Here is a 17,263-nt window from a genome sequence, read left to right as displayed (position 1 = left end):
GTAACGGGCGTCACCAGCAGATTCCACGATCCTGCAAGGATTGCGCACCGCCGGTTGGGCAACGTGTGGGGCACAGTCACTCGTGGTCGAACAATCGCTAGTCATACCGGTGGGTGTCGAGGAGGCGTTCGATAGAACCCTGCCGGCGCCGATTCCGGCGATCTTCGGTAACTGGCACGGGCCGCTCCCGCCGGTTAAGCAGGTCCTCGGCCAGGACGGGGAATGGGGTGCGGTGGGCCAGACCCGCACGCTGCGGATGGCCGGGGGCGGCAGCGTACGCGAAGAACTGATCAGCGTGGAGCCGCCGAAGTCGTTCGGCTATCGGCTCACCGACATCAAAGGCCCATTGGCACAGCTGATTTCGACCGTCGAGGGCGCGTTCGTCTTCCTCCCGGTTGACGGGGGGACCGAGGTCACCTGGCGCTGGACCATCCAGCCCAAGTCCGCGGTGTCCGCGCAGGTGCTGCCGCTGTTCGCAGTGCTGTGGGAAGGCTATGCGCGCAAGGCGCTGCGGGAGCTGTCCGGCTTGTTGTCGGTCTGAGCGTCGCTACCGTCGACACCATGTGTCGACTCTTTGGCCTGCACGCGGGGACCGACGCCGTCAACGCGACGTTCTGGCTGCTGGACGCCCCGGACAGCCTGGCCGAACAAAGCCGCAGGAACCCCGATGGCACCGGGCTGGGCGTCTTTGACGAACACGGCCGGCCGCAGCTGCACAAAGAACCGTTAGCGGCCTGGCGAGACCCGTGTTTCGCTACCGAAGCCCACGAACTGACCGGCACCACCTTCATCGCCCACGTCCGCTATGCCACCACCGGCGCACTCGATGTGCACAACACCCACCCGTTCCTGCAGGACGGCCGGATCTTCGCGCACAACGGCGTGCTGGAAGGGCTGGATGTCGTCGACGAACGATTGCGCGAGGTCGGCGCCGACGACTTGGTTCTGGGTCAGACCGATTCCGAGCGGGTTTTCGCGCTCATCACCGCATCGATTCGCACCCACGGCGGCGACGTGACGGCCGGTCTGGTTGACGCGGTGCGCTGGCTGGCCGCCAATGTGCCGATTTATGCCGTCAACATCCTGCTCAGCACGGCCACCCAGATGTGGGCGCTGCGGTATCCGCAGACCCACGAGCTCTTTCTGCTGGACCGGCGGCGTGACGGGATGCCCGAATTCGACTTGACCACCAAGCGAATCCACGCCCGCTCGGAACGGCTACGGGAGCGCTCGACGGTGGTGTTTGCCACCGAGCCGATGGACGACGACCCGCGCTGGTGTCTGCTGGCTCCCGGGGAACTGGTCCACGTCGACGCCGGGCTGCAGGTCAACCGCAGTGTGGTGCTGCCCGATCCGCCCCGGCAGCTGCTGCGCCGCGACGAGCTGAGCAACCCGGTGGAGCGCGCGCAGCACGCCCTGCCAGGCACCCGGCGGCTGCCCTGAGCCGGGCTGGCAGAGTGGGTGGACGTGACGACCCGACGCGCACTTGTCCTGGCCGGCGGAGGAATTGCCGGAATCGCTTGGGAGACAGGCGTTTTGCGGGGCATCGCCGACGAGTTGCCGACGGCGGCCCGGCTGCTGCTGGACTCCGACGTCCTGGTCGGAACATCGGCAGGGGCGGCGGTCGCGGCGCAGATCAGCAGCGGCCAAACGCTGGAAGCGCTGTTCGAGCGGCAGCTCGCCGAGACGTCGGCGGAGATCGATCCGGGGGTCGACATCGAGGCCATCACCGAGCTGTTTCTGGCGGCGCTGCGTCAGCCGCGCACTGCGGGACTGGACCGGACGCAGGGACGACTGCAGCGCATCGGTGCGGTCGCACTGCAAACCGAGACCGTTCCCGAGCCCGTCCGGCGCGCCGTGATCGCTGCGCGCTTGCCCTCGCACGACTGGCCGCAGCGACCGATGCGGCTCACCGCGATCGACACCGAGACGGGCGAATTCGTTGTATTCGACGAAGCTTCGGGTGTAGAGCTGGTCGACGCGGTGGCGGCGAGTTGCGCGGTGCCGGGCGCATGGCCACCGGTGACCATCGCGGGCCGGCGCTACATGGACGGCGGCGTCAACAGCTCGGTCAACATCGCCGTCGCCGACGACTGCGACACGGCCGTGGTGCTGGTACCCGCGGGCGCGGACACGCCGTCGCCGTTCGGCGCCGGCCCGGCCGCCGAGATCGAGGCATTCACCGGCACGACCTTGGCGGTGTTCGCCGACGACGACTCGTTGGCGGCATTCGGGCCCAACCCACTGGACCCGTGCTGCCGGGTGAATTCGGCGCGGGCCGGACGCCGGCAGGGCCGCCGGCAAGCAGCAGCCGTCGCCCGCTTCCTTGGTATTGAAGGTGTCTGAACCGTTCGGGGATCAGCCCGAAGCCGACGGCACTCGAGCGGACTGCGACAGCGTGAGGTTGCTTTGCTCGATGCAGGCATGCCGATGGGCTGCGGCTATTCCGCGGACGGCGGCCAGAATGTCGCCGTCGTTGTGATTGGCCATCACCTGCAGCCGGAAGCGTGCCTGGCCCTTGGGCACCGCGGGGAACTCGACAAGATTGGCGGCGACTCCGTGGGCGTGCAGTTGCCGGCTCACCAGTCGTGCGATCGATTCGGTGCCCATCTTGACGCAGACGATGGGTGAAGGCGTCCCATAAATGTCGAAGCCGGCATCGGTGAGGTGCCCGCGCAGCGACTGGATGTTTCCCATCAGCTTTTGCCGCAGCTCGTCGCCGGCGGCGCTGTCCACTATCTCGAACGCCTTGAGAACAATGGCGGCCTGGATTGGGGAAAGCGCGTTGGAGAAGGTGTTAGGCGACGCATAGAAACGCAGGTATTCGGTCACCGAGCGATGCTTTGCGACGACAAAACCACCGTTTGACGCGAAAGTCTTGGAGAACGATCCCATCACCAGGTCGACCTTGCCCACCATGGACTGCAGCCCCAGCTGCCCGCGGCCGCCCGGGCCCAGCGCGCCGAGGTCATGTGCGACGTCGACAACCAGCGTCGCGCCGAATTCGTGAGCGAGTTCCTGTAGGCCGGCGATATCGGGAGTGTCCGAGTCCATCGAGAACAGTGCCTCGGTCACCATCATGACGGCGTTGTCCCGGTCGGCCGCCCGGATCGCGGCCAGCTTCTGCCTGGCGGACTCGAGGTCGTTGTGTGCGAACAAATGGATATTGTGGGTCGCGGCCTGGGCGCCTTCCTGCAGGCATGCGTGGGCAAGGGCATCCATGACGATGTGATCGTCGGGCCGCACCAGGCCCTTGATCACCCCGAAGCCGGCGGCCCACCCGGTGGGGAAGAGGCTGACCTGTTCGGCGCCAAGGAATTCCGCGATCTTGCGCTCCAGAGCGATGGAGACCGACGTGTTGCCCAGAAGGGCGGGAGACCCCGCGCTGTGCACGCCGTACTCTTCGATCGCCGCGCTCGCCGCGGCCTTGACTTCCGGGTGTCCGGACAGCGATAGGTAGTCCTGCGACGCGAAGTTGACGCCGTCCATTCTTCTGCCGGCGTCGTCATAGACGGTGGCAAAGGTTCTGGGGCCGGCTTCGGTCGATCGCCCATACGGCCACAGGCATTGCTCGCGCCGCAGGTCTTGCCATTGGTAGAAGTGAATGATTCGCTCAAGAATGCTGTCACCGCTCAGTTGCCGGAAATCTCGCATGCTCCCGTCCAAGGCTGCCGGATCCGTTGGCGTCACGGTTTGGCTCGTGCTCCGTTCAGCAGTCGAAGGCTCGCCTGCGTCGGTGATGTCCGATATGAGGGTCACCTGCACTCCTTTTCGTCGGATGTCCCGTAGAGCCGGTAGATTATGAACCAATCATTGAATATTTCTTGAATCCGCGGGTGCCTTTTATCGCATTTGTTGAATTTTACAAGTCACTTGTACGGCTACCACTTATGTGCTCTAATAAGCCATAACGACGTAATTACAGCCCGGTAATACTTGGGCGTTTAAGTCGTTCTAGCACTAACGAACAACAACCTTTATGATGCCCGGATTCGACGGGCTTTTGTGTTCGAGAAGGAGATGCCGTGATGACACTGGGGTTCGATATGCGCAGTGGCCGGACAACGCCCTTGATGCGACCGCCGACGGGACACTCGACCGCCGCTGCGCCGCCCGCTCCACGGCCGCCGTCGGCCGTGCCGCCGCCGTCGCGGCCCGCCCCTCTCACCGATCTGACGAAGGTCTCGATCTACCTTGACGAGCCAACGGACACTTTTCTCGAGACGGTGCGCACCGCGGCCCGCTTCGCCAAGCCGCGCGTTGATGCCACCCGCAGTGCCGTTGTGCGATTGGCGCTCAACCGTTTGGCCGAGCAGCTGCACCCCACCGATCTCATCGCCGAGTTGCAGCGCAACGCCGCCAATCACACCGGCCCGGGCCGCAAGCGCGGCTGACGATCGGTCACGCTTTTTCCTGACTGGTGTCAAGTCCGGAATTAGTCAATAAGCGGTTTGCTTATATTCCGATCGAATGGGGTTTGTCGCCATTCTTGTGGGGTTGTTTGTGTTCAACCCTCAAGGGCTGGGGGAGCGGGTTTATGGGCGCCGGCTTGCAGGTCTGCCTCAAGTGCGTCCAATGCGCGGCCGGCCAGCTCGCGGCCCTTGGCGATCACCTCGGCGGCGCGGTGGAATTCCAGGCTTCGGCACGTCGTGCGGGGCACTTCGATCAGCAGGTCGGCGGGATAAGCCGCCAGGGTATGGCGCGCCAGCGCGGATTGGGCGATATCGATCGTCCGGTTCATCACCTCGAAGCTGCCCATCTTGGGGAGCTCGGGCCCGACGGGAGCGTCGAAGGGTTCGCCGGCCCCGTCGGCGTCAGGCTCGAGGTCGGCGTCGTCGGCCCAGGAATCGGCTACGGGAGCCGCGTCTGGACTCACGTCGGTACCCGCTTCCGGACCCGCTTCAGGCAGCGTGGCCCCGAACCGGCTCAGCACGGCGCGCGCGGCCGGGCGGTCCAGCAGCGACCGGGCGGCGCTGGCGTCGAACAGCGCAGAAGTGCTGCGCACCATGCGGTTCAGCCATTCGCCCGTGGCACCTTGTTCTACCTCGCGGCTGCCGCCGGCCTCGCTGCCGTTGAGGCTCACCGCGATCGTCAGGTCGGCGTTGACCGCTGCGATGGGCGCCATTGGCAGCGGATCGAGGATGCCGCCGTCGGCGAGCAGGCGTCCGTCGATTTCGTGCGGCGCGATGACGCCCGGTATCGCGATGGATGCCCGGATGGCCTCATCCAGCGGGCCGCGCTGAAACCACACCGACTTGCCCGCCAGCAAATCGGTAGCCACCGCCGTGTACGGGATGGCGAGGTCTTCGATGTCGACCGGGCCCAGGATGTCGCGCACGGCGTCCAGAATCTTCTCCGCCCGCAGCACTCCGGCCGCGGTGATGGAGGGATCCAGCAGACGCAGGATGGTGCGCTGCGTCAGCGACTGTGCCCAGTCGGCCAGCTCGTCGAGTCGTCCGGCCGCTTGCACCCCGCCGACCACCGCACCCATCGACGAGCCGGCGATTCCCACGATCTCGTAGCCGCGTTCCCGCAGCGTCTGAATCACACCGATGTGGGCGTAACCACGGGCGCCACCGCTGCCTAGTGCCAGCGCGACACGGGTCGCCGACGAGCTGCGCGCGCGCATCGGTACGGGTCCAGACATTCCTTCATTCTGCTCGGCGAGACGTGCCGGCCCGGCACCGGCCGACAGTTTTGTGCAGCCCTGATCTCAATTGCGGACCGCTAGCCGCAGCCGTGATCGGCGGCCGCGGCCGCGGCGACGATCACCGCCGATTGTCGCGCCGGGGTCAGATCCGCCCACCGGGTGTTCCAGCTGCCCGCAACGCCGGAAGCCGACGCCTGAACCATCGCCAGATAGGGCTCGATGAGGGGCTGGCCGGTGTCGGGCTGGGTGTCCATCCACATCCTGGCGGCATGGCAGGCCTGGAAATACTCCTCTTCGGTGGAATCGGCCGGGACGTCGACCCTGGTCGTCACGCCGGCCGGCGAGATGCCGACGGCCCCGGGCGGCAGCGAACCCGCTCGGCTCGACGACTGCGCCGGAGAAGTGGAGGCCTTGCTATGACCGCCGCTGTGCGAACACCCCGCGACGACCGCCAGGCATGCCGCCGCCACGATCAAACTCCATCGCAGGGGGGCAGCACGGCATCGGCGCACACTCCCAATCTATGCAACACTTTCCTACGTGATGGAGCGTGTCGGATTTTGCGAGTGTTGTCGGCCCTGAACCGCCGCCGCTTGCCCTGACCGTTTCCGACTCCTTGGAGCCCTTTCCATGGCCATGCCTCTTGTCACGCCGACCATCGCCGCGCCCGCGCCGGGGCCTACCCGGTTCAGGGTCCCCGATCTGCTGCACGCCACCGACCAAGCCGCCGACGACGTGCTCAGCGGACGTTGCGACCACCTGCTGCCCCGGGGTGGGGTGCCGGACGCCGAGCGCTGGTTCACCCGCATCTACGGCGACGACGAGATCGACATCTGGCTGATCAGCTGGGTGCCCGGGCACCCGACCGAGCTGCACGACCACGGCGGGTCGCTGGGGGCGCTGACCGTGCTGTCCGGTTCCCTCAACGAATTCCGTTGGGACGGAAGAAGGTTGCGCCGCCGTCGGCTTGACGCCGGTGATCAGGCCGGGTTCCCGCTGGGCTGGGTGCACGACGTGGTGTGGGCGCCGCGGCCCGCGGATCGGCCGGTCGCCAAGTCCGGGGCCGCGGGGCGGTCCGTCGGCTCGGTCGAACCGACGCTGAGCGTGCACGCCTATTCGCCGCCGCTGACCGCGATGTCGTATTACGAAGTGACCGAGCGCAATACGCTGCGCCGCCGGCGCACCGAATTGACCGATCAACCCGAAGGGCCGCAATGAGCCGGATCGACCAGGTGCTCGACGCCGCCCGGACCCGCTATGACCGCCTGCCCGCCGACCGGGTGCCCGAGGCGGTGCGCCGGGGCGCGGTGCTGGTCGACATCCGGCCCCAGGCGCAGCGTGCCCGCGAAGGCGAGGTGCCCGGCGCGCTGCTGATCGAACGCAACGTTCTGGAATGGCGGTGTGATCCGACCAGCGACGCCCGGCTGCCCGAGGCCGTCGGCGACGACGTCGAGTGGGTGATCCTGTGTTCGGAGGGCTACACGTCCAGCCTGGCCGCCGCGGCGCTGCTGGATCTGGGGCTGCGCCGTTCCACTGATGTGGTGGGCGGCTATCACGCACTGGCCGCCGCCGGGGTGCTGGCCGAGCTGTCTGGCTGACTATCCAGCGTTCTCGCCCGGTGAGCCCAGTGGCTTGGTGCCGGCGTGCAGCAGCGGCCGCAGCTTCTCGGTCTTCTCCTGAGTCCAGCCCGGGGGCGCCAGCACGGCGGCCCACCCGTCGGCGACGTCCTCGACGTAATGGTGGCCATGCCCGGACGGCACGTCGACGGCCACCGCCATGTCGGCCGAGACCTGGATGAAGGTCACCACCGGGATCCAGTGCGTCTGGGGAAGTACGTCATAGCCACGCTTTTCCCGCAGCCAGTCCGGCTTGCTGAACAGCAGGTCCGGACTCCACCAGGCAATCGGGTCGGAGGCGTGCTGCAGATACACCACCCGCGGCCGGCCCCATTGGGCATCCGGGCGCTGCACGTCGCTGGGGCGCGCAATGAATCGAACGTTGTGGCCGTCGTCGTAGATGGGCAGCCACTGCGGCGAGCCCGGATCGCGCGTCGAGGTCAGGTCCGTCCAGATGGTGTTGTTGAACGTCGGCCCGCTGAACAACGCCCCGTCGGTGCGGGCCAGCACATTGTTGAGGCTCATGAACGGCGCCTCGCCACCGAAGGATCCCAGGCTCTCGCCGAATACCACGAGCTTGGGGCGCTTGAATTCCGGCATCTGGCGGATCAGCTTGTCGACCGCCTCGAACAGCGCCTGGCCGGCGTGCCGGGCGTTTTCCTTGTCCACCAGGAACGACAGCCAGCTGGGCAGGAACGAGTACTGCATGCTCACGACCGCGGTGTTGCCGTTGTACATGTACTCCAGCGCCGAGGCTTCGGCTTCGTTGATCCAGCCGGTTCCAGTGGTGGTGCCCACCGCCACGACGGCACGCTGCAAACCGCCGGTGCGCTCGAGTTCGCGCGCTGCGAGCTCGGCCGTCGCGATGATGTCGTCGGCCGACTTCAACCCCGCGTAGGCCCGGATCGGTTCGGTGGCCGGGGCCCCGTTGAACGCGCTGAGTTCGCGGACGGTGGGCCCGCCTTCCACGAAGATCCGGCCCTGATGGCCCAACGATTCCCAGGAGACCAGCGATTGCGGCCCACCCGATCGCAGCGTGGTTTTCGGCGGCGCGGAATTGGGATCCATCTCGTTGTTGACCGAGGCGAAGGTGTTGTTCATCGAACGCATCGCGAACTTGAGGACCACACCGTTGAGCAGGGTGATCGTCAGCGTCACCAACAGCACCACCACGATGGTCGCCGAGAGGCGGAACGGCGCAATGCGGTCGACCTGCCGCACCAAGAAGCCGACCAGCCAGCGGATGAACTGGCCGATTTCGACGAGCGTGAACAGCACCACCAGCGACAGGCCCGCAGCCAGCGGATAGTCGAACCATTCCAGGTGCTCGACGCCCATCAGATTACGCACGTCGTCCTGCCAGAGGTGGAACCAAATCGCCATCAGCACCTGGCCGACGGCGCCGATGGCGATGAGCACCCACCAAGCCCAGCGCGGGGCCTGCGGGCTGGAAGCTCGCGACCGCATGTAGCGCACCAGCCACACCGCGAACACGCCAATGCCATAGCCGATGGCGCCGGAGATGCCGCTGACCAAACCCTGGTACAGCGGGCCGCGCGGCAGCAACGACGGCGTCATCGAAAACCACACGAAGACAAGGCCGACCGCGGTGCCGGTGAACGTGTAGTGCCGCACCCACCACGGCTTGCGGGTCCGCATGGGGGGTTCGGCCTCGACTGCTGGGTCAGCGGATTCTTGGGTGGCAGTCGTGGTCGCCGCCGGCTCTGTCATCGGTGGGTGAAGTTGGGCGGTCGCTTCTCGATGAACGCCGCCATTCCTTCGGACTGGTCATCTGTCGCGAATGCCGAGTGGAACAGCCGTCTTTCGTAGAGCAGCCCTTCGGCGAGGGTCGACTCGAAGGCCCGGTTGACGGCCTCCTTGGCCATCCGGGCCGCCGACCGCGACATCTGGGCAATGGTGGTGGCGACGGACTTTGCCTCGCTGAGCAATTCGTCGGCGGGTACCACCCGCGAAACCAGCCCGCTGCGCTCGGCCTCGGCGGCGCCGATGGTGCGCCCGGTCAGGATGAGGTCCATGGCCTTGGCCTTGCCGATGGCCCGAGTCAGGCGCTGCGAGCCGCCCATGCCCGGCAGCACACCGAGTTTGATCTCCGGCTGCCCGAATTTCGCTGTGTCCGCGGCAATCAGCACGTCGCACATCATGGCCAGCTCGCACCCGCCGCCCAGCGCGTGTCCGGCCACCGCGGCGATCGTCGGGGTGCGCACCGCGGCCAGCTTGCTCCAGGGCGCGAAGAAGTCGGCGCTGAACGCGTCGGCGAACGACAGGCCGGACATCTCCTTGATGTCGGCACCCGCGGCGAACGCCTTGGCCGATCCGGTGATGATGATCGCGCCGATGCCCGGGTCATCGTCGAATTCTGCTGCGGCGGAGGTGACTTCGTTCATCACCTGAGTGTTGAGCGCGTTGAGGGCCTGCGGCCGGTTCAGCGTGATGATGCCAACTCGCTGGTCGCGATCGACCAGGATGGTTTCGTACTCGGTTGTCACCGAACCGCCTTTCTAGAAACTCAAGTCGTCGTCGACCGGTGCGAAGTACGCCGTGACGTCGGCCACGGTGACCTCGGTCAGTGCCGCCGGCGACCATTTCGGATTGCGATCTTTGTCGACCAATTGCGCGCGGATACCCTCCACCAGATCGTGGGAGCGCAGCGATGCCGACGACACTCGATAGTCTTGCACCAGAGCATCTTCCAGCGTTTGCATCTTGGCTGCGCGGCGCACCGCTTCCAGGGTCACCATCAGCGAGATGGGCGAGCGGGTGGCGATCACCTCGGCGGCGTCGTTCGCCGGTCCGGCGTCATGGGCGCGCAGCGCGGCCAGAATGTCGATGACGGTGTCGCCGGCATAGCATTCGTCGATCCATTCGCGTTGGGCGGCAAGCTCACTCGGCGGTGGCTCGATCGCGTAGTGGGCCAGTGCGCTCTCCACTCCGTCGGCGGCGATCGCCGCGGTGAACGCGTCGAGATCGGCGTGCGGCACGTAATGGTCGGCGAATCCCAGCGCGATGGCGTCGGCGCCGGAGAACGGCGCTCCGGTCAGGGCGGCGTGCAAGCCGAGGGAGCCGGGTGCCCGGGACAGCAGGTAAACCCCGCCGACGTCGGGGATGAACCCGATCCCGACTTCGGGCATCGCCACCTTGGAGGTATCGGTGACCACCCGGGTGTTGGCGTGCGCGCTCACGCCGACGCCGCCGCCCATCACGATGCCGTCCATCACGGCCACGTACGGCTTGGCGAAGCGCCCGATTTGGCCGTTGAGCAGATACTCGTCGCGCCAGAACCGCCGCGCCTCGACGCCGTCCTTGCGGGCGCTGTGGTAGACCGCCACCACGTCGCCACCTGCGCACAGGCCGCGCTCCCCGGCGCCGGTGAGAACCACCGCGCGGATCGCGTCGTCGCGTTCCCAACGGTGCAGCACCGTACTCAGGATGTCGACCATGTTCTGGTTCAGCGAGTTGATCGCCTTGGGGCGGTTTAGCGTCACGTATCCGATGCCGCCGTCGACGCGGGTCAGGACCTCGTCGGTTTCTCCAGTTACGGCCCCAACCGTCTCCGTCACGTGCTAGCTCCCCTCGCCGAAATCCGTCGTCACAGCCGCATGAGTTTGACCAGCAATCTAGATCGTGACTCGCTCAGCGGTCCCCGCGGGGCTAAGGTTATCGGGGGTTATCGAGGGTTTATCGAGAAAGCATCAGCTCCGCCGGGAACCTAGGCGGACCACTTGATCGTTGAGCAGGTATTCGCACAGCTCGAAGCTGTGGCCGTAGTTGGAACCATTTAAGAAGCCATAGGAGAGGAACCGACGGTGCGGGAGACAAGCAACCCGGTATTTCGTTCGCTGCCCAAGCAGCGCGGCGGATACGCACAATTCGGCGCAGGAGGGTACCCAGCCGACCCGTACCAGCCCTACCAGGGCTATCAGGAAGCTGGTACTGCCCGGGCTTCGCGCCCGCTGACCATCGACGACGTTGTCACCAAGACCGGCTTGACGCTGGCCATGCTGACGGGAACGGCGGTCGTCTCGTACTTCCTCGTCGCGAGCAATCTCGCCCTGGCGATGCCGCTGACCATGGTCGGCGCGCTGGGCGGCCTGGCGCTGGTGCTGATCGCGACCTTCGGCCGCAAGCAGGACAACCCCGCGATCGTGCTCAGCTACGCCGCGCTGGAGGGTCTTTTCCTGGGCGCCATCTCGTTCGTCCTGGCCAACTTCTCGGTGGGCTCGGCCAACGCCGGGATGCTCATCGGTGAGGCGGTGCTGGGCACGCTGGGCGTGTTCTTCGGAATGTTGGTCGTCTACAAGACCGGGGCCATCCGCGTCACCCCGCGGTTCACCCGGATGCTGGTGGCCGCGATGTTCGGCGTGCTGATTCTGATGCTGGGCAACTTCGTGCTGGCGATGTTCCACGTCGGCGGCGGCGAGGGTCTCGGCCTGCGCAGTCCCGGGCCGCTGGGCATCATTTTCTCGCTGGTCTGCATCGGCATCGCGGCGTTCAGCTTCCTGATCGACTTCGACGCCGCCGACCAGATGATCCGCGCCGGAGCGCCGGAGAAGGCGGCGTGGGGTATCGCCCTGGGCCTGACCGTGACTCTGGTGTGGCTGTACATCGAGATCCTGCGGCTGCTCAGTTATCTGCAGAACGACTAGTCTCGCTCGACGAAAAAAGCCGGCACTTGCGTGCCGGCTTTTTTCGTCTCCTCACTCGGCAGGCGCGTCAACTTCGGCAGGCGCGTCAACTTGCGCAGGCGCGTCAACTTGCGTATCGAGTGTGTACCTGCGGCGGGCCGCGCCGGCGTGTCGCCGCCCTGGACGCACACCGGTTGACCAAACGGACGGCTTAGCTGAGTCGCTCGATGATCATCGCCATGCCCTGGCCGCCGCCGACACACATGGTTTCCAGGCCGAACGTCTTGTCGTGTGTGGTGAGGTTGTTCAGCAGCGTGGTGGCGATGCGTGCGCCGGTCATGCCGAACGGATGGCCCAGGGCGATCGCGCCGCCCGCGACGTTCAGCTTGTCCTCGTCGATGCCCAGCTCGCGCGCGGAACCCAGAACCTGGACCGCGAACGCCTCGTTGATCTCGAAGAGGTCGATGTCGCTGATCGACAGGCCGGCGTTGGCCAGCGCCTTCTTGGACGCCTCGATGGGGCCCAGACCCATGATCTCCGGGGACAGGCCGCTGACGCCGGTGGCCACGATGCGGGCCAGCGGAGTCAGGCCGAGCTCCTTGGCCTTGGTGTCGCTGGTGATCACCAATGCGGCCGCGCCGTCGTTGAGGGGGCAGGCGTTGCCCGCGGTCACCGTGCCGTTGGGCCGAAACACCGGCTTGAGGTCGGCGACCTTTTCGTAGGTGGTTCCGGCCCGCGGGCCGTCATCGGTGCTGACGGTGCTGCCGTCGGGCAGGGTGACCGGAGTGATCTCGCGTTCGAAGAACCCGCTCTTGATCGCCTCCTCGGCCCGGTTCTGGCTGCGAACTCCCCAGTGGTCCTGGTCTTCGCGGGTGATACCGGTCAAGATCGCCACGTTCTCGGCCGTCTGGCCCATCGCGATGTAGACGTCGGGGACGTTGTCGTCGGCGCGGGGGTCGTGCCATTCGTCGGCGCCCGCGGCCGCGGCGGTGGTGCGTTCCTGGGCCTCGTCGAACAGCGGGTTCTTGGTGTCCGGCCATGAGTCGGAATTGCCCTTGCCGAACCGCGACACCGTCTCCACGCCGACCGAGATGAAGGCGTCGCCCTCCCCGGCCTTGATCGCGTGGAACGCCATCCGCGTGCTCTGCAGCGACGACGAGCAGTAACGGTTGACCGTGGTGCCCGGCAGGAAGTCGTAGCCCAGCGCCACGGCGACGATGCGGCCGATGTTGAAGCCGGACTCACCACCGGGCAGTCCGCAGCCCATGATCAGATCGTCGATCTGGTGTGGGTTGAGCGCCGGTACCTTGTCGAGCGCGGCGCGCACCATCTGGACGGCCAGGTCGTCGGGACGCATGTTGATCAGCGATCCCTTCATGGCACGGCCGATCGGCGAGCGGGTGGCTGAGACGATGACGGCTTCGGGCATTGGGCGGGCTCCCTCCATTGGGGTATGGCAGAAGCCGAATCTAACCCGACGACGATGCGGCCCGAGTAGCGGCCCGGTCGGATTCAGCCGCGGCCACAGGAGTGGTGTGCCGGGCCGCGCGGTCCCAAAGCCGTGACACGATGATGCGCCGCTTGCGGCTGGCTTCGAGCGCGGCTGCCGCGGGCGGTGCCGGCACCTGAAGCGTTGGGATATCGAGCTTTTCACTCAGCGCATCGCGCAGGCTGGCCAGCAGCGCGTCAGCGGCCAGGGCATACGCGGCGGCGGACGGGTGATAGCGGTCGGCGGAGAACATCAGCTCGGGCCTGGCCCGGAACTTGGGAGCCAGCAGGTGACCCAGCGGAACCGGCACGCCACCGGCCGCCCTGACCGCGGCCGCCTGTGCGCGGGCCAACTGAACACCGCGGGTGTGCGCCAGGGAGCGCAGCGGTTGCGGAATCGCGGTGATGACTCCCAAATCTGGGCAGGTGCCCACGACCACCACCGCCCCGCGGGCGCGCAACTTGCGCACCGAGGCCGCCAGCCGTTGCGCCGACGGCCCCACGCCGTTGAGCCGGGTGATGTCGTTGGCACCGATCACGATCAGCGCCGCGTCCGGCGGCGGCCCGGCCACGAACATCGCATCTACTTGGCCGACAACGCCTTTCGAGGTGGCCCCGACGATGGCCTTGGTGCTCAGCCGAATACGCATACCGGTCAGGTCGGCGAGCCCGCGGGCGATCATGACGCCGGGTACTTCTTCGGCGGCGGTGCAGCCGTACCCGGTGGCTGTCGAGTCGCCGAAGATCATCAGGTGCAGGTCCACGGCCATGCCGCGGTACCAGCGCCGCGGCGGCCCGCCGCCGCGGCGGTATACGCCGTCGGCGCGGGGTGGGGCGTCGAAGGATTTGGGAATTATCGTGCGCGCATGTGTCGCCTGGCCGACCAGCAGGTTGCGTGCGCCCAGATAGGCCGTGCCCGTCGAGGCGAGCGCACCCGCTGTGGCCAGGGCGACCGTCGAACGCCGTGGCACGCGCATGCTCACACTAATCAGTTTAGGTCGGCTTCGCTGTTTGCGTGGGCGGCTGAACAAAGACGCAATCACGTTGTGGATCAATTGTGATATCGAATCGGCCTCGTTGGATGTTGCCTCTGGAATAAGCTGTCAAGCTAAGTCGGCGAGGTTGGCTGAGCGCCCGGGGGAGTACCTGAACTTCGACGCCAGTCGCTTCGTTTACATGCTGTATCGGACTACAACGGCGTAGGAAGTGTTGAGCATGACTGCACCTGGCAAGGTATCCGGTTCGCCGAGAGATGCTATTCGCCCGCGCGACCTGCTGAAGGCACGTAGACTCAAGGCACGCAGATTTGCCATCAGCGACGGCGCTCCGGTTGAGGTCGTCGAGTCTGGCCCGAGCGTTGCTGCGCGGTTAGCTACGCTGGCGTCGCGGCTGACGATCCGGCCCATTCTCGCGGTCGGCAGCCATGCCCCGCACCTGCCCTATCCGTGGGGCCTCATCGACCACGCGGCGCGCGCTCTGCTCCCGGCATCGACCACGGTTCGAGCCGAGGTGAGCTTGCCTAATGCGTCGGCGCAGCTGGTTCGCGCACCGGGCGTGCTGCCCGCCGACGGCACCCGGCGGGTGATTCTCTATCTGCACGGCGGCGCGTTCCTCACGTGTGGGGCAAACTCGCACGGCCGCCTGGTCGAGCTGCTGTCGAAGTTTGCTGACTCGCCGATACTTGTAGTCAATTACCGGCTGATGCCCAAGCATTCGATCGGGATGGCGCTCGACGACTGCCACGACGGCTACGGCTGGCTGCGCCTCTTGGGCTACGACCCGGAGCAGATCGTGCTGGCCGGCGATTCGGCCGGCGGGTATCTGGCGCTCGCGCTTGCGCAGCGGCTCCAGCGCGAAGGCGAGGAGCCCGCGGCACTGGTAGCGATCTCGCCACTGCTGCAGCTAGCAAAGGAAGCCAAGCAATCGCATCCCAACATCAAGACCGATGCGATGTTCCCCGCGCGGGCCTTCGATGCGCTTGGCGAATTGGTTGCTAGCGCGGCTGCCAAGAACAAAACCGACGGCGTGCCCGAGGAGGTCTACGAGCCGCTCGAGCACATCCAGCCGGGCCTGCCGCGGACGCTGATCCACGTCTCCGGCTCGGAGGTGTTGCTGCACGACGCACAGCTGGCCGCGGCCAGACTCGCCGCCGCCGGTGTGCCGGCCGAGCTGCGCATCTGGCCCGGACAGGTGCACGACTTTCAGGTCGTCGGCCCGATGGTGCCCGAGGCGGTGCGCTCGTTGCGCCAGATCGGGGAGTACATCCGGGAGGCCACCGGTTAAGCCGGCTGGCGTTTGGCCCACATGTGGGTGTGCGGGGTCCGAAATCGCCTGAGACCATAGGCGCATGCGGATTGCGCAGCACATCAGTGACCTCATCGGCGGTACTCCACTGGTTCGACTGAACTCCGTCGTGCCCGAGCGGGCCGGCATCGTGGCGGTCAAGGTCGAATACCTCAACCCCGGCGGCAGTTCCAAGGACCGGATCGCGGTGAAGATGATCGACGCCGCCGAGGCCAGCGGCCAGCTGAAGCCCGGCGGCACCATCGTCGAACCCACCTCGGGCAACACCGGCGTCGGCCTGGCTCTGGTCGCACAGCACCGTGGATACAAGTGTGTGTTCGTCTGCCCGGACAAAGTCAGCGAGGACAAGCGAAATGTATTGCGCGCCTACGGCGCCGAGGTAGTCGTATGCCCGACGGCGGTGCCGCCCGACGACCCGGACAGCTACTACAGCGTGTCCGATCGGTTGGTCCGCGAAATCGACGGCGCCTGGAAACCCGACCAGTACGCCAACCCGCAGGGACCGGCCAGCCACTACGCCACCACCGGCCCGGAGATATGGGCCGACACCGACGGCAAGGTCACCCATTTCGTCGCCGGAATCGGCACCGGCGGCACGATCACCGGCGCGGGCCGCTACCTCAAAGAGGTATCCGGCGGGAAGGTACAAGTTATCGGCGCCGACCCGGAGGGCTCGGTGTATTCCGGTGGCACCGGCCGGCCCTACCTGGTCGAAGGCGTCGGCGAAGATTTCTGGCCCGCGGCCTACGACCCGTCGGTGCCCGACCAGATCATCGCGGTGTCCGACTCGGACTCCTTCGACATGACCAGACGGCTGGCGCGTGAGGAAGCCATGCTGGTCGGCGGGTCGTGCGGCATGGCTGTGGTGGCCGCGCTCAAGGTCGCCGAAGAAGCGGGACCGGACGCGGTGATCGTGGTGTTGCTTCCGGACGGCGGCCGCGGCTACATGTCGAAGATCTTCAATGACGCGTGGATGTCGTCGTACGGATTCCTGCGCAGCCGGCTCGACGGCTCCACCGAGCAGTCCACGGTCGGCGATGTATTGCGCCGCAAGTCCGGAAAGCTGCCCGACCTCGTGCACACCCATCCGTCGGAGACCGTCCGCGACGCCATCGGAATCCTGCGCGAATACGGCGTCTCCCAGATGCCGGTGGTCGGCGCCGAGCCGCCGGTGATGGCGGGCGAGGTGGCCGGCAGCGTCTCGGAACGCGAACTGCTCTCGGCCGTCTTCGAGGGGCGCGCCAACCTGGCCGACGCGGTGTCCGCGCACATGAGCCCGCCGCTGCGGATGATCGGCGCCGGCGAGTTGGTCAGTGCCGCCGGCAAGGCATTGCGCGACTGGGACGCGTTGATGGTGGTCGAGGAAGGCAAACCGGTTGGGGTGATTACTCGGTACGACTTGTTGGGCTTCTTGTCAGAAGGAACGCAGCGACGCTAGCCGACACTCCGGTGCCCAACCCCTGACCTCAGGTACGGTGATTCGGCCTAGATCAGCTATTCCTGAGTTTGGAAGGTTGCGCATGACCGATCAGCCGCCGCCTGGCGGGTCAAACCCGCCGCCC

17 protein-coding genes are annotated in these 17,263 nt (G+C 66.7%); 9 read left to right on the top strand and 8 right to left on the bottom strand.

Going from position 1 to position 17,263, the window contains the following annotated elements:
• Positions 1-82: 82 nt before the first annotated feature.
• The 3 genes from BST12_RS07075 to BST12_RS07065 are packed head-to-tail and all read left to right on the top strand — an operon-like array spanning position 83 to position 2,346.
• The gene (locus BST12_RS07075; protein WP_083112410.1) at positions 83-541 is read left to right on the top strand and encodes an SRPBCC family protein; all 459 of its coding nucleotides are present in this window, start codon (positions 83-85) and stop codon (positions 539-541) included.
• Positions 542-561: 20 nt separating this feature from the next.
• Positions 562-1,443: a class II glutamine amidotransferase gene (locus tag BST12_RS07070; protein WP_083112409.1), complete on the top strand. Its 882-nt coding sequence runs from the start codon at positions 562-564 to the stop codon at positions 1,441-1,443.
• 24 nt (positions 1,444-1,467) lie between these two features.
• Complete coding sequence (locus BST12_RS07065; RefSeq protein WP_083112531.1) at positions 1,468-2,346, top strand: patatin-like phospholipase family protein; 879 nt, start codon at positions 1,468-1,470, stop codon at positions 2,344-2,346.
• Positions 2,347-2,358: 12 nt separating this feature from the next.
• Here BST12_RS07065 and BST12_RS07060 read toward each other — a convergent pair whose 3' ends face one another.
• Positions 2,359-3,759 (bottom strand): aminotransferase class I/II-fold pyridoxal phosphate-dependent enzyme, encoded by a 1,401-nt coding sequence (locus tag BST12_RS07060; protein ID WP_211281224.1) that lies wholly within the window; start codon positions 3,757-3,759, stop codon positions 2,359-2,361.
• Between the two features lie 269 nt (positions 3,760-4,028).
• Between BST12_RS07060 and BST12_RS07055 the strand changes: the two genes are divergently transcribed.
• Entirely contained in the window at positions 4,029-4,394 is a 366-nt protein-coding gene (locus tag BST12_RS07055; RefSeq protein ID WP_083112408.1) for a hypothetical protein, read from the top strand.
• Positions 4,395-4,507: 113 nt separating this feature from the next.
• On the opposite strand, the gene BST12_RS07050 is transcribed toward BST12_RS07055, so the two are convergent.
• Together BST12_RS07050 and BST12_RS07045 are read right to left on the bottom strand one after the other, a co-directional pair.
• A complete protein-coding gene (locus tag BST12_RS07050) occupies positions 4,508-5,647 on the bottom strand; it encodes a patatin-like phospholipase family protein (protein ID WP_083112407.1) in 1,140 nt (379 codons plus the stop codon).
• Positions 5,648-5,727: 80 nt separating this feature from the next.
• Positions 5,728-6,162 (bottom strand): lipoprotein LpqV, encoded by a 435-nt coding sequence (locus BST12_RS07045; protein WP_083112406.1) that lies wholly within the window; start codon positions 6,160-6,162, stop codon positions 5,728-5,730.
• Between the two features lie 118 nt (positions 6,163-6,280).
• On the opposite strand from BST12_RS07045, the gene BST12_RS07040 reads away from it, so the two are divergent.
• Together BST12_RS07040 and BST12_RS07035 are read left to right on the top strand one after the other, a co-directional pair.
• A complete protein-coding gene (locus tag BST12_RS07040; RefSeq protein WP_083112405.1) occupies positions 6,281-6,868 on the top strand; it encodes a cupin domain-containing protein in 588 nt (195 codons plus the stop codon).
• Positions 6,865-7,248, top strand: a complete 384-nt coding sequence (locus BST12_RS07035; protein ID WP_083112404.1) for a rhodanese-like domain-containing protein — start codon at positions 6,865-6,867, stop codon at positions 7,246-7,248. Before BST12_RS07040 ends, BST12_RS07035 begins: the two co-directional genes overlap by 4 nt.
• Here the strand turns inward: BST12_RS07035 and BST12_RS07030 are convergent, their stop codons facing one another.
• From BST12_RS07030 to BST12_RS07020, 3 genes are all read right to left on the bottom strand, one after another.
• The gene (locus BST12_RS07030) at positions 7,249-8,925 is read right to left on the bottom strand and encodes an alpha/beta hydrolase (RefSeq protein WP_372510898.1); all 1,677 of its coding nucleotides are present in this window, start codon (positions 8,923-8,925) and stop codon (positions 7,249-7,251) included.
• 68 nt (positions 8,926-8,993) lie between these two features.
• A complete protein-coding gene (locus BST12_RS07025) occupies positions 8,994-9,773 on the bottom strand; it encodes an enoyl-CoA hydratase (RefSeq protein WP_083112402.1) in 780 nt (259 codons plus the stop codon).
• 12 nt (positions 9,774-9,785) lie between these two features.
• The gene (locus tag BST12_RS07020) at positions 9,786-10,844 is read right to left on the bottom strand and encodes an enoyl-CoA hydratase/isomerase family protein (protein WP_083112401.1); all 1,059 of its coding nucleotides are present in this window, start codon (positions 10,842-10,844) and stop codon (positions 9,786-9,788) included.
• 246 nt (positions 10,845-11,090) lie between these two features.
• Here BST12_RS07020 and BST12_RS07015 point away from each other — a divergent pair, with 246 nt between their 5' ends.
• Positions 11,091-11,930: a Bax inhibitor-1/YccA family protein gene (locus tag BST12_RS07015; protein ID WP_083112400.1), complete on the top strand. Its 840-nt coding sequence runs from the start codon at positions 11,091-11,093 to the stop codon at positions 11,928-11,930.
• 190 nt (positions 11,931-12,120) lie between these two features.
• Here the strand turns inward: BST12_RS07015 and BST12_RS07010 are convergent, their stop codons facing one another.
• Together BST12_RS07010 and BST12_RS07005 are read right to left on the bottom strand one after the other, a co-directional pair.
• On the bottom strand, positions 12,121-13,338 hold the full coding sequence (locus BST12_RS07010) for an acetyl-CoA C-acetyltransferase (protein WP_083112399.1): 1,218 nt from the start codon (positions 13,336-13,338) through the stop codon (positions 12,121-12,123).
• A gap of 40 nt (positions 13,339-13,378) precedes the next feature.
• Positions 13,379-14,368: an SGNH/GDSL hydrolase family protein gene (locus BST12_RS07005; protein ID WP_139801539.1), complete on the bottom strand. Its 990-nt coding sequence runs from the start codon at positions 14,366-14,368 to the stop codon at positions 13,379-13,381.
• Between the two features lie 244 nt (positions 14,369-14,612).
• Between BST12_RS07005 and BST12_RS07000 the strand changes: the two genes are divergently transcribed.
• Together BST12_RS07000 and BST12_RS06995 are read left to right on the top strand one after the other, a co-directional pair.
• On the top strand, positions 14,613-15,680 hold the full coding sequence (locus tag BST12_RS07000; protein WP_083112397.1) for an alpha/beta hydrolase fold domain-containing protein: 1,068 nt from the start codon (positions 14,613-14,615) through the stop codon (positions 15,678-15,680).
• A gap of 64 nt (positions 15,681-15,744) precedes the next feature.
• Positions 15,745-17,139: a cystathionine beta-synthase gene (locus tag BST12_RS06995; RefSeq protein WP_083112396.1), complete on the top strand. Its 1,395-nt coding sequence runs from the start codon at positions 15,745-15,747 to the stop codon at positions 17,137-17,139.
• Positions 17,140-17,263 lie beyond the last annotated feature (124 nt).

The sequence above is a fragment of the Mycobacterium angelicum genome (assembly GCF_002086155.1).
Taxonomy (GTDB): domain Bacteria; phylum Actinomycetota; class Actinomycetes; order Mycobacteriales; family Mycobacteriaceae; genus Mycobacterium; species Mycobacterium angelicum.
This window is presented reverse-complemented; position numbering and strand designations above follow the sequence as displayed.

Coding starts and splice junctions, on each gene's coding strand:
- BST12_RS07035 (WP_083112404.1), top strand. CDS start 6,865: ATGAGCCGGATCGACCAGGTGCTCGACGCCGCCCGGACCCGCTATGAC.
- BST12_RS07050 (WP_083112407.1), bottom strand. CDS start 5,647: ATGTCTGGACCCGTACCGATGCGCGCGCGCAGCTCGTCGGCGACCCGT.
- BST12_RS07040 (WP_083112405.1), top strand. CDS start 6,281: ATGGCCATGCCTCTTGTCACGCCGACCATCGCCGCGCCCGCGCCGGGG.
- BST12_RS07070 (WP_083112409.1), top strand. CDS start 562: ATGTGTCGACTCTTTGGCCTGCACGCGGGGACCGACGCCGTCAACGCG.
- BST12_RS07030 (WP_372510898.1), bottom strand. CDS start 8,925: ATGCGGACCCGCAAGCCGTGGTGGGTGCGGCACTACACGTTCACCGGC.
- BST12_RS06995 (WP_083112396.1), top strand. CDS start 15,745: ATGCGGATTGCGCAGCACATCAGTGACCTCATCGGCGGTACTCCACTG.
- BST12_RS07055 (WP_083112408.1), top strand. CDS start 4,029: ATGACACTGGGGTTCGATATGCGCAGTGGCCGGACAACGCCCTTGATG.
- BST12_RS07000 (WP_083112397.1), top strand. CDS start 14,613: ATGACTGCACCTGGCAAGGTATCCGGTTCGCCGAGAGATGCTATTCGC.
- BST12_RS07010 (WP_083112399.1), bottom strand. CDS start 13,338: ATGCCCGAAGCCGTCATCGTCTCAGCCACCCGCTCGCCGATCGGCCGT.